This is a genomic window from Superficieibacter electus, from assembly GCF_002915575.1.
Classification (GTDB): Bacteria; Pseudomonadota; Gammaproteobacteria; order Enterobacterales; family Enterobacteriaceae; genus Superficieibacter; species Superficieibacter electus.
This window is the reverse complement of the sequence record NZ_PQGD01000001.1, coordinates 173,304-189,201: the sequence shown is the minus strand read 5'-3', so window position 1 is coordinate 189,201 and position 15,898 is coordinate 173,304. Positions and strand designations below refer to the sequence as shown.

Sequence of the window (15,898 nt, the reverse complement as noted above, 5' to 3'; positions counted from 1 at the left end):
GATAACCTACCCTAATCTGCACGCGTCCGCTTCCCAGCGATAGCCGACACCGTACACGGCGCGAATAAACGACTGTTCAGTATCCAGCGCTTCCAGCTTGCGGCGCAGGTTTTTAATATGGCTGTCGATGGTGCGATCGGTGACCACCCGATAGTCATCATACAGATGATTCAACAATTGCTCGCGGGAGAACACCTTACCCGGCTCCTGGGAGAGGGTTTTCAACAGGCGAAACTCGGCGGGCGTTAAGTCTAACAGTTTGTCGTGCCACGACGCCTGAAAACGGCTTTCATCAACAATTAGCGGACTTTCTGCATCCAGCGCCACAAGTTCACGTTGTGGTTTGCAACGACGCAGGATAGTTTTGACCCGCGCCACCACTTCTCGCGGGCTGTAAGGCTTACAGATATAATCGTCAGCGCCAATCTCCAGACCCAGTAGACGATCGATCTCCTCAATTTTCGCCGTCACCATGACGATCGGCACTTCAGAAAAGCGACGAATTTCCCGACACAGGGTCAGGCCGTCGGTGCCGGGAAGCATTAAATCCAGCAGGATCAAATCCGGCGGCGTCTGACGAACATAGGGAAGCACTTTGTCGCCGTGACTGATAAGCACCGGCGCATAGTTTGCTGCCAGCAAATAGTCGATCAGGAGCTGCCCCAGTTTAGGTTCGTCTTCCACGATGAGAATTCGTGGGGTGTTATCATTGATAGGTAGTTCAGTCATGCATCCCTCGGCATATCGCGATCCAGCGGTAACTCTACTTTAATACTAACGCCGCCATACGGCGAATGTGTTGCGCGTAGCGTGCCATTGTGGGCAGTAACAATATTCTGACAGATAGCCAGCCCCAGTCCGGAGCCGCCGCTGGCGCGATTGCGTGAGCCTTCAGCCCGCCAGAAACGTTCGCACAATCTGGCTAGCTGTTCATCGCTCACGCCCGGCGCACTGTCGGCAAAATCCAGCGTCACGCTCTCAGCACTGAGCGAGGCTGTCACTAACAGGTGGCCGCCGCTGTCCGTATAGCGCAGGCTATTTTCCAGCAGATTATTAAAGAGTTGCATCAGGCGATCGCCATCGCCGAACACCGTGGCGCTCTCCGACAGCAGTACACGCAGGGTAAGACCACGGCTGGCAAAGCGTTCACGGAAGGCACCCGCGGCCATGTCTACCAGCGGGATGAGATTGAGCGGGGCTTTCTGATAAGCCAGCGCCCCCTCGTCCGACATCGAAAGCTGATGCAGATCGTCAACCAGTTTGGTGAGCGTACCGACCTCAGCCTGAAGCGAATTTACCGACTCGGGGGTAAATTTGCGCACGCCGTCCTGAATGGCCTCCAGTTCGCCGCGCAATACCGCCAGCGGCGTGCGTAGTTCATGCGAAATATCGGCCATTAGATCGCGACGCATCTGCTGGTTTCGCTCCAGAGTGCTGGCAAGCTGGTTAAAGTCCTGTGCCAGTCTGCCCAGTTCATCCTGGCTGCTGGCCGCCACGCGGGTTGAAAAGTCTCCTGCCGCCAGCTTATGCGTTCCTTCCACCAGTCGTTTGACCGGTGCCAGCAGGCCGCGCGCCAGCGGGAAGGTGGCGAGCGCGGCCAGCAGCGTTGCGAGGGCGACAATAAGCCAACTGGTGCGCCGCTGCTGACGATCAAAATTGATATCGGTATTGCGCGTCAGGCGCTCGACAGGGGAGGCGATGACTTCTCCGACGCGCTGCCCGTCCACTGTTATTGCCCGGCGCGTGCCGTCTGGCGGGACGGGGGCGCGAGGACCCACCAGCACCTGCTGCTGCTGATCGACGACCCAGAACTGCGTGCGCCAGCCGTGCGGCGGCATTCCTGGACCCGGCCCCGGCTCTGGTCCCGGTCCACCCGGATGCGGATGATCTTCATCGTCACGCTCGAAGGAGCGGAGGATCTGGAAAATAAAGCGGTCGTTATTGCGTAAAAAGCGCCAGTTGCCGTGCAGTTCATATTGATCGCTCAGCGCGTCGCTGAGCATTTGCAGCCGCTGCTCGTTACCGCGTTTGATGTAATCAATAAAGCCGCGTTCAAAGCTGATGCGCACCGCCCAGTGCATCGTCACCAGCAGCAAAATGCAGGTAGCGAAAATGGCCAGAAACAGTTTACCGGTAATGCCGGGCCGCCATAACTTCACGAGTGTCTCCTTTTACGCCGTGCGATCACCGCATTCTGACTGGTGTCATCCGGGACGCGGGCAAAAATCAGTGCGGGCAGGGCAATAATCACAGCCATGCTGAAATAGGTGTACATAAAGACGCTGTGCGACGTGCCGCTATCAACAGCGACATGCTGATGACCATACATGCCCAGCAGCAGTCCGGCGACGGTCACGCCGATACTCATGGAAAGTTGCATGATCATCGACAGCAGGCTGTTACCGCCGCTGGCCAGATCGTCCGGCAGATCTTTCAGCGTCAGGGTATTCATTGACGAGAAACGGGTCGAGTTGACCATTCCTTGTAAAAACAGCACCACCGGCAGCAGCCAGTACCAACCGAGCAGGGCGACGCTCATAAACAGCAGGCTGACCAGCGCCAGTCCGAGGGTGGTGGCGACCAGCACGCGGCGGTAGCCAAAGCGGTTCACTACCTGAACCACAATCCGTTTCATCCCCATACTGCCGAGCACCATCGGGATCATCATCAGCCCGGCGTGAAACGGGGAGAAGCCGAGGCCGATTTGCAGGAATACCGGCGTCATAAAGGGCAACATGCCGCTGCCCAGCCGCCCGGCGAAGCTGCCCGCCAGACCGAGAGAAAAGGTTGGCGTTTTAAACAGGCTGAGGTTGAACAACGCGGCATCGTTACCTTTCGCATGGCGCAGATAAAGCAGGATTGCCATCACGCCAGCGACCACCAGCCCTGCCAGTGCCAGCGTTGAAATGCCCAGCCCTTTCTGACCGTCGAGCGCCAGCGTGAGTGTCGCCATCCCCAGCGCCAGCAGGATAAACCCGGACATGTCAAAGCGTCGGGTTTGCATTTTATAGTTGGGCATCAGTAGCAGGGTGGCAATCGCGCCGACAATACCGACCGGAATGTTAATCAGGAAGATCCAGTGCCAGGAGGCGTATTCCACCAGCACTCCGCCCAGCGCCGGACCGAGCAGCGGGCCAACCTGTCCCGGCAGGGTAACGAACGTCATTGCCGCCATATACTGCTCGCGCGGGACGATCTTCATTACCGTCAGCCGCCCGACGGGCACCATCATCGCGCCGCCCACGCCCTGTAAAACGCGGGCCATCACCAGCTCATTAAGATTGCTCGCCTGGGCGCAGAATAACGAGCCAAGCGTAAACAGCACGATAGCAGCGCAGAAGATATTGCGCACGCCGACCCGGTCCGCCAGCCAGCCGCTGGCGGGAAGCATCACCGCCACTGTCAGCACATAGGCAACAATCACCATATGCATATGCAGCGGGCTCTCCCCGAGACTTTGTGCCATGGAGGGCAGGGCGGTGTTCACAATGGTGGTATCCAGCGCCTGCATAAAAAAGCCAAACGCCACAATCCAGAGTTGCCAGCGCACGCTGGCGGGCAGTTCTGTCATATTACTCGCTTACCGGTTGTCTGGTTTTTCGCGAAAAACGCAGCCGCAGGCGGTCAAAGAACAGATACACCACCGGGGTGGTATACAACGTCAAAAGCTGACTCATCGCCAGACCGCCGACAATCGTAATGCCCAGCGGCTGACGCAGTTCTGAACCATCTCCGCCAGACAGCACCAGCGGGAGCGCGCCAAACAGCGCGGCCAGGGTGGTCATCATAATGGGCCGGAAGCGCAGCAGGCAGGCCTGAAAAATGGCCTCTTCCGGCGGCAAATTGCCGTTGCGCTGTGCCTCAAGGGCAAAGTCCACCATCATGATGGCGTTTTTCTTCACAATGCCAATTAATAGCATAATCCCGATCAGGGCGATTAGGCTGAACGGGGCATCGAACGCTTCCAGCGCCAGCAGCGCGCCCACGCCCGCTGAGGGCAATGTGGACAAAATAGTCAGCGGATGAACGTAGCTCTCATACAAAATGCCCAGCACGATATAGACCGTAGCGATGGCCGCCAGAATCAGGATCACCTGCGAGTTCATCGTCTCCTGAAACACCTGAGCGGTACCGGCAAAACTGCCGCGCACGCTGGAGGGTACGCCAAGCTGGGTCATGGCCCGGTCAATCGCCGCGCTGGCCTCGGAAAGCGATTTCCCGGTGGGCAGGTTGAAGGAGACGGTGGACGCCGCGGAAAGTCCCTGATGGTTGACTGACAGGGGGGCGTTAGCAGGCTGCCATTTCGCGAAGTAGGACAGCGGAATGGCTTTGCCGTCGCTGTTAATAACGTACATCTTATTCAGCGCGCTGATGTCCTGGGTATACACCGGATCGACTTCCATCACCACTTTGTACTGGTTGAGCGGCTGATAAATCGTCGAAATCTGCCGCTGGCCGAAGGCGTTATTGAGCAGGCTGTTGGCCGCCTGGACGCTGATGCCAAGGCGGGACATGCTTTCGCGGTCGTAGATGAGATTCATCTCCGCACCGTTATCCTGCTGGTCGGAGTTAACATCGGCCAGTTCCGGCAGGGCGGCGAGCGCTTTGCGGATTTTGGGCTCCCATTCGCGCAGTGCGCTCAGGTCATCTGACAGCAACGTATATTGATAGCTGGCGTTGGCCTGACGTCCGCCGACGCGAATATCCTGCACCGCCATTAAAAACAGGTTTGCCCCCGGCTCGTTGACCAGTTTTTTACGCAGGCGGTCAATGACTTGCTGGGCCGTTTCCGTACGCTCGCTGCGATCTTTAAGCGCGATAAACATCATCCCGCTGTTTACCCGCGAACCGCCGGTAAAACCGGTAACGTTATCCACCGCCGGATCGTCGCGGATAATTTTCATAAAGTCCTGAAGCTTGCCGCGCATGGCCTGGAAGGAGATGCTCTGATCCGCCTGAATCCCGCCCATCAACGCCCCGGTGTCCTGCTCAGGGAAGAACGTTTTGGGGATCGCGATATACAGCCAGACGTTAAGCACGATGGTGGCAAGCAGCACCAGACCGGTGAGCCGGGCATGATTAAGCACCCATTTCAGCGACCTGCCATAGCCTTGTTGCAGGGCGACCAGCATCCGCCCGAATCCTCTGGCGCGCGTTGGCTGGTGCGGCTTACTGCGCTTGAGCATCAGGCCGCACATCATCGGCGTCAGGGTCAGGGAAATCACCAGCGAAATACCGATAGCGCCCGACAGAGTAACCGCAAATTCCCGCAGTAGTCGTCCGGGCAGGCCACTCATCAGCAGCAGCGGCAGGAACACCGCCACCAGCGACACGCTCATCGACAGAACGGTAAAGCCGACCTCGCGCGTGCCCTGAAGCGCCGCCTGAAGCGGTTTCATGCCCGCTTCCAGATGACGGGAGATATTCTCCAGCACCACAATGGCGTCATCGACTACAAAGCCAGTGGCAATGGTCAGCGCCATCAGCGACAGGTTATTGAGGCTAAAACCGCACAGATACATGGCGGCAAAGGTGCCGATCAGCGAGACTGGTACCGCCACCGCCGGGATCAGCGTCGCGCGCCCGGAGCGCAGGAACAGGAACACCACGAGGATCACCAGCGCCACCGAAATCACCAGCGTTTGCTCCACTTCTTCCAGCGACGCCCGGATGGTGGGAGAGCGGTCCTGGGCGATTTGCAGGTCGATGGCCGCCGGAATGGTTTTTTGCAGCTCCGGCAGGCGGGCGCGGATGCTGTCCACGGTCTGAATAATATTGGCTTCCGGCAACTTGCGGATCATCAGCAGGATCGCCGGTTTAGCATTGGTCATCCCGGCATTTCGCACGTCCTGCACCGAATCCGTGACCGTTGCCACATCGCCAAGACGCACCGCCGCGCCGTTATTGTAATGCACGATCAGCGGCTGATATTCGGCGGCCGTGTTCAGTTCATCATTGGTCTGGATCTGCCAGCGATGCGTGCCGTCTTCTACCGCGCCCTGCGGCTTACGCACGTTGGCGCTACTGATCGCGCTGCTGACGTCATCAAGCGACACACCCTGGTTAAACAGCGCCTGCGGGTTCAGGCCCACGCGCACGGCGGGCAGAGAGCTACCGCCAACATCCACATCGCCGACGCCGTCAATCTGCGCAATGGTTTGCGCCAGTTGCGTAGAGGCAAAATCGTACAGCTCACCCTGTGAGTAGGTATCCGAAGTGAGCGTCAGGATCATAATCGGCGCATCGGACGGGTTCGCTTTTCGGTACGTCGGACGGCTCGGCATCCCGCTCGGCAGCAGGCTTTGTGCCGCGTTAATCGCCGCCTGCACATCACGCGCCGCGCCGTTAATATCGCGGTCGAAGTTAAATTCGAGAATGATGCGTGTGCTGCCGAGCGAACTGCTGGAGGTCATTTCGCTGACGCCGGCAATCCGCCCCAGCGAGCGCTCCAGCGGCGTGGCGACCGAAGAGGCCATGGTTTCCGGCGAGGCTCCCGGCAGTGAGGCGCTAATCATAATCACCGGAAAATCGACCTGCGGCAGGGGGGCCACGGGAAGCAGGCGAAAGCCCAGAATGCCGCACAAGGTGATCGCCAGCGAAATTAAAAACGTCGCCACCGGGCGGTGAATGAAAAGGGCGAAAAATTTCACCTACGCCTCCTCTTTACGCTGCGGGAAACGGCTGCGCAGGCTGAGGGCCAGGCGATCAAAGAGCAGGTAAATCACCGGCGTGGTAAATAGCGTCAGCACCTGGCTGACCAGCAGGCCGCCGACCATGCCAATCCCCAGCGGGCGACGCAGTTCCGCGCCCACGCCGGTGCTGAGCATCAGCGGCAGCGCCCCGAGTAACGCCGCCAGCGTGGTCATTAAAATCGGCCTGAAACGTAGCAGGCACGCCTGATAAATTGCCTCGCGCGGAGCCATACCCTGTTCACGTTCGGCGGCCAGCGCAAAGTCGATCATCATGATGGCATTTTTCTTCACGATGCCGATGAGCAGAATAATGCCGATAATGGCGATGACATCCAGTTCACTGCCCGCCAGCCACAGTGCCAGTAGCGCGCCAACGCCCGCCGTGGGCAGCGTTGAAAGGATGGTGATCGGGTGAATAAAACTTTCATACAGCACGCCGAGCACGATATACATCGCCACCACCGCGGCGACAATCAGCCATACCGTGCTGCCGAGCGCCGACTGGAAGGCGAGGGTGCTGCCCTGGAACTGGGTGGTGATATCGGTGGGGAGGCTCAGGTCTTTTTCGGCGGCGGTGATGGCATCCACCGCCTCCTCCAGTGAATGATCAGAGGCAACGTTAAAGGAGATAGTCGTCACCGGGAACTGATCGAGATGGTTAATCGATAACGGCGCGAAGCGTTGCTCCACTTTCGCAATCGCATTCAGTGGTACGACGCCACCATCGCTGCTGGTCAGGCGGATACTGTCCAGCGACGCCAGCCCCGGCGTGCTCTCCGTATTATGCTCCAGCACCACGCGATATTGATTGGCCTGAGTATAAATGGTCGAAATGAGTCGCTGACCAAAGGCATTGTATAGCGCATTATCGACGTCTGACATGCTAATGCCAAGACGGCTGGCGCTGTCGCGATCGACATTCACATACGCTACCAGCCCTTTGTCCTGCCAGTCGCTGCTGACGTCGGCCAGCGCGGACTGTGACTGAAGGCGCGTCATCAGCAGCGGCACCCAGTGGCTCAACGCGTCCAGCGACGTTGCCTGAAGGGTAAACTGATACTGGGTGCGGCTGACGGTGGTATCAATCGTTAAGTCCTGCGTCGGCTGCAGATAAAGCTCCGTGCCCGGTACCCGGCTCGCCGCCTGCTGGAGTCGGCTAATCACGGCTTGTACACGATCGTCGCGATCGTCCAGCGGCTTAAGGTTAATTTGCAGGCGCGCGCTATTAAGCGAAGGATTGGTGCCGTCCACGCCAACAAATGCCGTCAGGCTTTCCACTGCCGGATCTTTCAGAATTTCATCAGCGACCTGCCGCTGGCGCTGCGCCATGCTGGTAAACGACGCCGACTGTGGAGCCTGAAGCGTACCCTGAATAATGCCGTTATCCTGGATCGGGAAGAAACCTTTGGGAATAAAAATCCACAGCATTACCGACAGCACCAGCGTGGTCAGCGCCACGCTGAGGGTCAGCCATGGATGGTTAAGCACTTTGCTCAGACCTCGCCCGTAGGCGGCGATCACCCGCTCAAAAAAACGCTCGCTGGCGCGCGAGAAGCGGTTCTGCTTACGCAGGGACTCGGCACTGAGCATCCGCGCGCACATCATCGGCGTCAGAGTCAGCGACACTACCGCCGAAATTAAAATCGCCACTGCCAGCGTGACGGCGAACTCACGAAACAGGCGACCGACAATATCGCCCATAAACAGCAGTGGGATCAGCACCGCAATCAGCGAGAAGGTCAGCGAGATAATGGTAAAGCCAATTTCGCCTGCGCCCTTCAGCGCCGCGGCCAGCGGCTTTTCGCCTTTCTCGATGTAGCGGGAAATATTCTCAATGACCACAATGGCGTCATCAACCACAAAACCGGTGGCGATGGTCAGTGCCATCAGCGTCAGGTTGTTGATGGAGAAATCAAGAAACACCATCACCGCAAAGGTGCCGACCAGCGACAGCGGCACCGCGACGCCGGGGATAATGGTAGCCGGCACGTTACGCAGGAACAGGTAGATAATCATCACCACCAGCGCGATAGCCAGCATCAGCTCAAACTGGGTGTCGCTGACCGAGGCACTGATGTTGGTGGTGCGGTCCGACAGTACTTTCACCTGCACCGATTTCGGCAGGCTTTCGGTAAGCTGCGGCAACATCTGGCGGATGCTCCCGGCGGTGTCGATAATATTCGCCCCTGGCTGACGCTGGACGTTCATTACGATCGCCTGCTCTTTATTTGCCCATGCGCCAAGCCAGCTGTTTTCCGCGCCCTGTTCAATGGTCGCTACATCGCCGAGACGGATGGCCGCGCCGTTCTGGTAAGCAATAATTAAGCGACGGTAATCTTCCGCCGTTTGCATCTGATCGTTGGCGGAAAGCGTAATCGCCCGCGTTGGCCCGTCGAGGCTGCCTTTTGCCGAGTTAACGTTGGCGCTGGTGATGGCGGTGCGCACGGTTTCGCTGGTCAGACCCAGCGCGGCAATGGCCTGGGCATTGAGTTTGACGCGTACCGCCGGGCGCTGGCCGCCCGCCAGCGTTAGCAGCCCGACGCCGGAGACCTGGGAGATTTTCTGCGCCACGCGGGTTTCGACCATATCCTCAACCTGAGTCATCGGCTGCGCGGAAGAGGTGACGGCAAGCGTCATGATTGGCGGGTCTGCCGGGTTCACTTTGCTGTACACTGGTGGGTTAGGCAGATCGTCCGGCAGCAGGTTAGTAGCCGCGTTGATCGCGGCCTGCACTTCCTGCTCGGCGACATCCAGCGGCAGCGTTAACTGGAACTGAAGCGTGACCACCGACGCGCCGCCGGAGCTCTGCGACGACATCTGCTTGAGGCCCGACATCTGCCCGAACTGGCGTTCAAGCGGCGCGGTGATGGCAGAAGTGGTGACATCGGGACTGGCACCGGGATACAGCGTCACCACCTGAATCGTCGGATAGTCCACTTCCGGCAGCGCTGAAATTGGTAAGAAACGATAGCCGATAATCCCGGCAATCATGATCGCCACCATCAACAGTGTGGTGGCGACCGGACGCATAATAAACAGGCGGGACGGGCCGCCGGTCGCGCGGGGAGGTAACACCTGCATCAGGAGCGCGCTCCTTTTTTACCGTACTCGCGGCTGGTGGGTTTTTCAGTGGCAGCCGCAGGGGTTTCCTGCGCTTGCACGACCTCGACCTTCGCGCCTTCCGTGAGACGATCGATGCCGTCTGTCACCACCCGATCGCCCGCCGAGAGGCCACTGGTAATCACTACTTTCAGGCTGTCCTGAATACCGGGCACCACGGTGTGCTTACTGACTTTATTCTCGGCATTGACTACCCAAACGAAATTACCCTCGTTGCCCATTTGCAGCGCGGCAGTAGGGATCACGACGGCATCCTGCTGCGTATCTACCAGCAGGCGGGCATTAACGAACTGGTTAGGAAACAGCAGGTCGTCCTGGTTTTCAAAACGCGCTTTCAATTTGATGGTGCCGGTGGTGGCATCGATCTGGTTATCGAGGCTCAGCAACGTACCGGTGCTGAGCTTTTGTTTATTGGTACGGTCCCATGCCTCAACCGGCAGCGTTTTGCCGGCTTTCTGCGCCTGCACAATGGTGGCGATATCGCCTTCCGGCAGGGTAAATACCAGGTCGATGGGATGGGTCTGGGTTAACACGAGAATCCCGGTGGTATCGCCGCTGGAGATCTGGTTGCCGATATCTACCTGTTTTAAACCGACGCGACCGTCTACTGGCGCGGTGATCCGGCTCCAGTCTAGCTGTAGCTGCGCACTGGCAACACTGGCTTCATCGGCCTTAATGGTTCCCTGCGTTTCACTCACGGTGGCCTGCTGCGCGTCCAGCTCCTGGCGCGAAACAAGATTGGTTTTTACCAGCTGTTGATAGCGCGCTAAATCACGCTGGGCATTCGCCAGCGTCGCCCGATCTTTCGCCAGCTGTCCCTGCGCCTGGGCCAGCGCTACCTTAAATTCGCTGGGGTCGATTTCAGCCAGCACGTCACCGGCTTTGACCTGCTGACCTTCCTGGAAATGGATGGCCATCAGTTGCCCGTCCACCCGGCTGCGTACCGTGACGGTATTGGCGGCGGTAATCGTCCCCAGCCCGGAGAGATAACGCGGAACCGACTCGCTGGTCGCCGTGGCCGCCTGTACGGGAGCCAGTTGCGCATTACGCTGCGCGTGACGTCCGCCGCCAGAAGCAGCCGCCGTCGTCGTAGAGGGATTGTCTGATACGCTGCGGCTATGCCAGAACCAGAGCGCGGCAACGGCCGCAATAATCACTATCAGCGCTGTCGCCCAGCGGGCTTTGTTACTGCCTTTCATTGTTTTAGATGTCTCTTCCTGAAGCCGGTCGCGGAATAATACTAGTGTAGTCAGCGATCTCCCTACAAAAATGGAGGAACTATGAAAGAGGAGGGGGAATAGTCTGAATACGGGAAATCGTCGGCATGATTTGTTGAAGAAGCTTCTTTATAAATTCTGAAAAGTTGAGCCGCAGATTCTTCAGCAGAAAGCATGGGCGTAACCTTGAGGTGTGCAGATCGATTTTTCAGGGCAGGGCGGTAGCATGGCTACAGAAAAGCATGCTTAGGTGAACATTTATCCGGGGCTGTTTAGCGCTTTTTTACAGTGTGTTCCTTTAGTGGTCCCATATATTAGCTATGACGCTGTTAATTATCTGGTCGGGAATTTTTAATGTGAAAAATAAAATAGTGTGTTGTATCATGTTGTGGTTGATTTTTGGTGGCTTAATTGCAGTCGTGTTATGGTCAGTTGGTGATGATATATCTCCTTTATTGAATGGCGCAGATGAAATTTATTATGACAGTAAGTTGATTATTGCGCTGGCGGGCATCCCCTTTTTTGTGCTTATGTGCCTTGCTGCGTTAATAAACATTATCCTCACGGAAACTAAATTAAAGAAAAATAAAAAACGCAATGATGTTATATTGGAACGCATGAATGTCTTATTGGTCCTTAGTGTATGCTTATTTATGTTTAGTTTTATTCCTGCCTATATTCTTACTTTCTGGGTCCGCAGCCATTACACTCCTTGTCACGACACATCAATCGTTAGTTCAGGCACTACTTATGTAAAAGGGAATGCAACATGTGACAGGGAGATGTATACCAAAGAGGACGGAGAATAGCTGGTCAAATTCGTTCCTGACGAATTTGTCGTTCTCTTGCCGCCTGCACAGCGCCTGGTTTTCGGATCGAGAACAAGAGCGATTTAACAGAAATTTAATTCATGCTTTTTCCTCCACCAGGCTGTAGCAACAGTCAATCAATCATTGAAGGTTGTATGGATATTTATGCAATCTGTAAGTTATAGATATTTTTCAACAACGTGTAAAACCATGCCAGATATAGAAATGAGATTTGCCCCATAATGAATATTTCAATGATGATTTATTACAATGATGATTATGAATTAGACGCTAAAAAATGCCTTGATCAATTATATAAAATAACATTAAGTATAGAATCTCTCTACGGCATGGATAAAATATGGTACGAAAAAGGGACTTCAAGAAAGCAAGCCCTGAAAGATATTGTATTCTCCAGAAAACACGCTGTTGAAGAAACTATTTGCAGATGGAATAAACGATGCAGGAAAAATTACCCATTATTTTCCGAAGGCATCTGGGATGGTGGGAATGACAATAATTCATGTTCTGTGAATTATATGAAAATTAATTATCAATATCCTCAAGAAACAAATTTAGAAATTAATATGCATAGCTCATCTGATGAGTTTCATATTGATAAAGTCATAAGATTCATGATTGAGATTGTCAGCGTAAAAAAAGATGCTTTTGCTTTTATTCATTCAAATGGTTATTGGTTCCTCAATAGGAACGTTTTTCTGGATCGATTGTGTGTCGGCTGGATGATATATATTCCTTCAGTAGTGTTACCAGAGTTAATACCAGAGGCGGCAAAAATTGTCCCCATTATTGAGGGCGGAACACAACGAGGCACTATTATAGTTTCTACAGAAGATATTTTTGATGGAGCTAAAAAAGAACATATAGAAAAAGCTAATAATATAGAAATAAAATTATTACAGCTTGGCTATCTTCCATTGCTAAGAGAGTTGTAAAAACCTTAGATCACCATGAGGCTTTAATTGGTTATATATCACGGGCAGCAATGATGGCGGATGTCCTTGTAGAAGAAACAGTGGATGTTACCGACACTCCTGAATTTAATGCATTACTACTTTACCAGATGTTAAATGATGAGCAATTATCTGAAGTCAGTCTCATCCACAATATAACCGCCATCAGCGGCCTGAAAGTGGATGCATACTCTGTAAACTATTATACCTCGGGTGAAAAACTGAAAATACAGCGCCGTATGACATAGGATGAAATGAATAAAATGCTCGAAAATGGAACCACCTATAGCCAACACTCATCAATTGTGAGCAATATTGATGCATCAGAAAAAGCGATGGCCTACGATCTGGCTATCGGACAGTGTCAGGCGTTTAATCATATGGCGCTCTGGAAGGAGCTATTATTGCTGGCGGATTGGCGCAGACCAGACAATCCAGACGTAGATACAAAAGCATATTATGCGAACGGGATTTTGCCTGCAAGCTTTAAGAAAATGATGAATAAACCTGAAGTGGGTAAACAACCGATGCCTACTGGAAAAGATGGGGTAGTTAATGATTACGGCCCGCGCAGGAAAATAGACTGGCGCAACGGGAATTTGTTGGCAGTAACGCAGTGGGACCAGCCAGAGCCGTTACAGTGTAAATAATAATTATGAAGAGACGAATATTTTTATTGATATGTTTCTGCTCCGCTTGCGATCAGCATGATCCCGGCCCCAGTGAATTACCCAGGCAGGTGATCTACCGCTTTGACGATCATCGCTATCTGGAGCTGGAAGGGCTTCGCTGTGAAGGTGCGCTCTGGTATGTTGATACAAAAAGAAAAATTCGTTCTGAAGCGGTAGCACGGGATACTCCTTTCTTCAGGATCTCGTTTTTTAAATATGTTCACCCTTCAGAAAGATATATTTCTATTCCGTGGGGAGATTTTTCCGGTTTTATCGTTTCCAAAGACTACGGGCGAACCTGGGGAGATGGTCGTTTTAGTCCGGGAGGCGGGGCGGATTCATACGCTTACGGCAGTGACAGGCGGATACCGGCAAGGGAGAGTGATTACGGAGTGATGGTTCCTGCGGGGGAAGATACCCGTCCGATAAGAACAGACGTGGTTTCCATGACGGTTGTGAATGACCAGGCGTTTATCCTTACCCGCTGGGGTGATCTGTATATCAGTTCAAAACCCTTTGATGACCCACGGCTTAAGCCGGGGGGAGAGGGGATTCCCTACACTCATAAATATTATGACGGCTCATTACGGCATGACCGTCTGGAGCCGGGAAGTTCAGGCATGGAATGGGGATGGGAATACACCTCCTGGAATTCAGTAGATGGCCCAAAACACTGGATCACCGATGCATATAAACCTAACTGGCAAAATATCCCCAATAAAATCCCGGAAGTCAAAAATTATACCGGCTGGGACCATATGACCTGCGATCTGGATGTGGGGTTGCCTGAGTCAAAGCGGCGGAAATGAACATGTAATATTCTACTGGCGTCTTTGTCATCATTCTGGCGAGTGTTCTGTCAGTATCAGAATATCACCTCTGACTGCGTATAATTCAGTAATAAATGCAGGAAGGTTACACTACAGGGCAAGATCACGGAAGTTGTGATGACAATCACAACTTTTATCCTGGTTTTACCTGGTTGATTTGATTAAAATTTAATCATTAAATAATCAGATATATTCGAAAAGGACGTCTGGTGAACATTCAAAGTCTTCTTGATCATATTTCAATTATCCCTGATCTACGTCAGCAAGGTAAAATCAGACATAAATTAACGGACATTTTGTTTCTTACCGTATGCGCTATTATTGCAGGCGCTGATGAGTGGCAGGAGATTGAGGATTTCGGGCATGAACGGCTTGAATGGTTAAAGAAATATGCTGATTTTGAAAATGGTATACCCGTTCATGACACGATTGCGCGAGTAGTAAGCTATATAGACAGCACAATGCCATGTTGACGCTTTATAAACCAGAGACTGACATCAAAACCGAAGGCGCTGCTACACGAAAGAGCAGTGGACGGGAGATAAAGTGGCGCTGCTGTGGGATAACCAGTATGCGCAGGGCCACCGGGTGGCGCGGTCACGTGCTAGCGGAATACGATGCGGCGGAAAGAATGACATCGCGGATGGTGAGTCGGGAAGGCTCTGGCCCGACAGTGATGGACAGTCACGACCGTCTGATGGGACTTTGTTACTGGCGGGGAGAGCAGTGGGAGTACCATTATGATGTGCTGGGACGGCGGACGGAGAAGCGTTGCAGGCAGAAAGTATCCGCATTATATACCTGTGTGATGGTGATGTTCCGGCAAAGGAACGTGAATACCGCAGCGGAACTTGATAGATGGAAGCGTAATTATTGGAAAACTCGTGCATTAGACTTTCCGGAGATTTAAACTATGAATGATGATTTATTTTTGAAAATTGAACAGACTATTGTTGATAGTGGAGAGGTTTTTTTTTGTAGTGGCCCTGCGTCAGAAGAGTTGATTAGTGCTTATGAGTCATCTTTAGATATTTTCTTTCCTGAGTCGTATAAAATTTTCCTCAGAAAATATGGAACGTTAATGTTCAACGGGCTTTCATTTTATGGTATATCGAAACAAGGGCTTGCAGCTAATTCTGCACCTGATGTTAGATATGTAACGATAGAAGCTAGAAAGTTAGGTGATGTCGATGGTAATATGATAAAAATACTATCGTCAGGTTATGGTCCTTCATTCTCAATTGATGTATCCACGCTCAGTGAAACGGGAGAGTCTGTAATTGTCGAAACTGAATTGTCATTTAAAAGAGAGGGACGCAAATCTGTTGTCGCCAATAATTTTGCCGAGTTTTTATTGGATGAGATATTAGCATCGTTAGAATAGTAAATTTCAGTAATAAAACGATTGAGTGTGAGAAAAGTGGTACTGATTTGAGTAATATGCAACTATTGCCATAGGAAAAGGATAATGGCGGGAGGGAGGATAATGCTGGACAGAACGTTATTTGAACGTAATTTTGAGCTGACCGTGTATGAAATTCTACCTGTGGATGTTAAACCAGAGCATCTTTTGTTTTCAATAAAC

The 15,898-nt window shown here is 53.3% G+C and carries 13 protein-coding genes and 1 pseudogene; 8 read left to right on the top strand and 6 right to left on the bottom strand.

All coding sequences use genetic code 11. The features are described from left to right. Positions 1 to 6: 6 nt before the first annotated feature. The 6 genes from baeR to CHU32_RS00940 are packed head-to-tail and all read right to left on the bottom strand — an operon-like array spanning position 7 to position 11,011. Positions 7 to 729: an envelope stress response regulator BaeR gene (gene baeR / locus CHU32_RS00965; RefSeq protein WP_103674218.1), complete on the bottom strand. Its 723-nt coding sequence runs from the start codon at positions 727 to 729 to the stop codon at positions 7 to 9. After that, entirely contained in the window at positions 726 to 2,159 is a 1,434-nt protein-coding gene (baeS, locus tag CHU32_RS00960) for an envelope stress sensor histidine kinase BaeS (RefSeq protein ID WP_103674217.1), read from the bottom strand. The genes baeR and baeS overlap by 4 nt, the downstream gene beginning before the upstream one ends. Further along, complete coding sequence (gene mdtD, locus CHU32_RS00955; protein WP_103674216.1) at positions 2,156 to 3,571, bottom strand: MFS transporter; 1,416 nt, start codon at positions 3,569 to 3,571, stop codon at positions 2,156 to 2,158. The genes baeS and mdtD overlap by 4 nt, the downstream gene beginning before the upstream one ends. A gap of 1 nt (position 3,572) precedes the next feature. Further along, the gene (gene mdtC / locus CHU32_RS00950) at positions 3,573 to 6,650 is read right to left on the bottom strand and encodes a multidrug efflux RND transporter permease subunit MdtC (RefSeq protein ID WP_103750761.1); all 3,078 of its coding nucleotides are present in this window, start codon (positions 6,648 to 6,650) and stop codon (positions 3,573 to 3,575) included. Then, positions 6,651 to 9,773 carry an MdtB/MuxB family multidrug efflux RND transporter permease subunit gene (locus tag CHU32_RS00945; RefSeq protein WP_103674214.1) on the bottom strand — a complete coding sequence of 1,041 codons (3,123 nt, stop codon included), beginning with the start codon at positions 9,771 to 9,773 and terminating at the stop codon, positions 6,651 to 6,653. It abuts the gene before it with no gap. After that, on the bottom strand, positions 9,773 to 11,011 hold the full coding sequence (locus CHU32_RS00940) for an MdtA/MuxA family multidrug efflux RND transporter periplasmic adaptor subunit (RefSeq protein WP_103674213.1): 1,239 nt from the start codon (positions 11,009 to 11,011) through the stop codon (positions 9,773 to 9,775). Before CHU32_RS00940 ends, CHU32_RS00945 begins: the two co-directional genes overlap by 1 nt. A gap of 374 nt (positions 11,012 to 11,385) precedes the next feature. On the opposite strand from CHU32_RS00940, the gene CHU32_RS00935 reads away from it, so the two are divergent. From CHU32_RS00935 to CHU32_RS00900, 8 genes and pseudogenes are all read left to right on the top strand, one after another. Continuing rightward, a complete protein-coding gene (locus CHU32_RS00935; protein ID WP_176691602.1) occupies positions 11,386 to 11,838 on the top strand; it encodes a DUF1240 domain-containing protein in 453 nt (150 codons plus the stop codon). Positions 11,839 to 12,080: 242 nt separating this feature from the next. Beyond that, positions 12,081 to 12,794 (top strand): Imm52 family immunity protein, encoded by a 714-nt coding sequence (locus CHU32_RS00930; protein WP_245880161.1) that lies wholly within the window; start codon positions 12,081 to 12,083, stop codon positions 12,792 to 12,794. 50 nt (positions 12,795 to 12,844) lie between these two features. Continuing rightward, positions 12,845 to 13,060 carry a hypothetical protein gene (locus CHU32_RS00925; RefSeq protein ID WP_103674211.1) on the top strand — a complete coding sequence of 72 codons (216 nt, stop codon included), beginning with the start codon at positions 12,845 to 12,847 and terminating at the stop codon, positions 13,058 to 13,060. Positions 13,061 to 13,066: 6 nt separating this feature from the next. Continuing rightward, entirely contained in the window at positions 13,067 to 13,462 is a 396-nt protein-coding gene (locus CHU32_RS00920; protein WP_103674210.1) for an effector protein Tle3 domain-containing protein, read from the top strand. Positions 13,463 to 13,467: 5 nt separating this feature from the next. Beyond that, entirely contained in the window at positions 13,468 to 14,292 is an 825-nt protein-coding gene (locus CHU32_RS00915; RefSeq protein ID WP_103674209.1) for a T6SS immunity protein Tli3 family protein, read from the top strand. Between the two features lie 230 nt (positions 14,293 to 14,522). Beyond that, positions 14,523 to 14,771: pseudogene (locus tag CHU32_RS00910) on the top strand (transposase family protein); the annotation flags it as partial. A 113-nt stretch (positions 14,772 to 14,884) separates the two neighbouring features. Then, entirely contained in the window at positions 14,885 to 15,223 is a 339-nt protein-coding gene (locus CHU32_RS00905) for a hypothetical protein (protein ID WP_133159217.1), read from the top strand. 3 nt (positions 15,224 to 15,226) lie between these two features. Then, complete coding sequence (locus CHU32_RS00900; protein WP_103674207.1) at positions 15,227 to 15,697, top strand: SMI1/KNR4 family protein; 471 nt, start codon at positions 15,227 to 15,229, stop codon at positions 15,695 to 15,697. Positions 15,698 to 15,898 lie beyond the last annotated feature (201 nt).

Excerpts from the sequence above, each read along its gene's own strand:
- baeR (WP_103674218.1), bottom strand. The coding sequence starts at position 729 with ATGACTGAACTACCTATCAATGATAACACCCCACGAATTCTCATCGTG.
- mdtD (WP_103674216.1), bottom strand. The coding sequence starts at position 3,571 with ATGACAGAACTGCCCGCCAGCGTGCGCTGGCAACTCTGGATTGTGGCG.
- CHU32_RS00945 (WP_103674214.1), bottom strand. The coding sequence starts at position 9,773 with ATGCAGGTGTTACCTCCCCGCGCGACCGGCGGCCCGTCCCGCCTGTTT.
- CHU32_RS00940 (WP_103674213.1), bottom strand. The coding sequence starts at position 11,011 with ATGAAAGGCAGTAACAAAGCCCGCTGGGCGACAGCGCTGATAGTGATT.
- CHU32_RS00930 (WP_245880161.1), top strand. The coding sequence starts at position 12,081 with ATGAATATTTCAATGATGATTTATTACAATGATGATTATGAATTAGAC.
- CHU32_RS00925 (WP_103674211.1), top strand. The coding sequence starts at position 12,845 with ATGATGGCGGATGTCCTTGTAGAAGAAACAGTGGATGTTACCGACACT.
- CHU32_RS00920 (WP_103674210.1), top strand. The coding sequence starts at position 13,067 with ATGAATAAAATGCTCGAAAATGGAACCACCTATAGCCAACACTCATCA.
- CHU32_RS00915 (WP_103674209.1), top strand. The coding sequence starts at position 13,468 with ATGAAGAGACGAATATTTTTATTGATATGTTTCTGCTCCGCTTGCGAT.
- CHU32_RS00905 (WP_133159217.1), top strand. The coding sequence starts at position 14,885 with ATGCGCAGGGCCACCGGGTGGCGCGGTCACGTGCTAGCGGAATACGAT.
- CHU32_RS00900 (WP_103674207.1), top strand. The coding sequence starts at position 15,227 with ATGAATGATGATTTATTTTTGAAAATTGAACAGACTATTGTTGATAGT.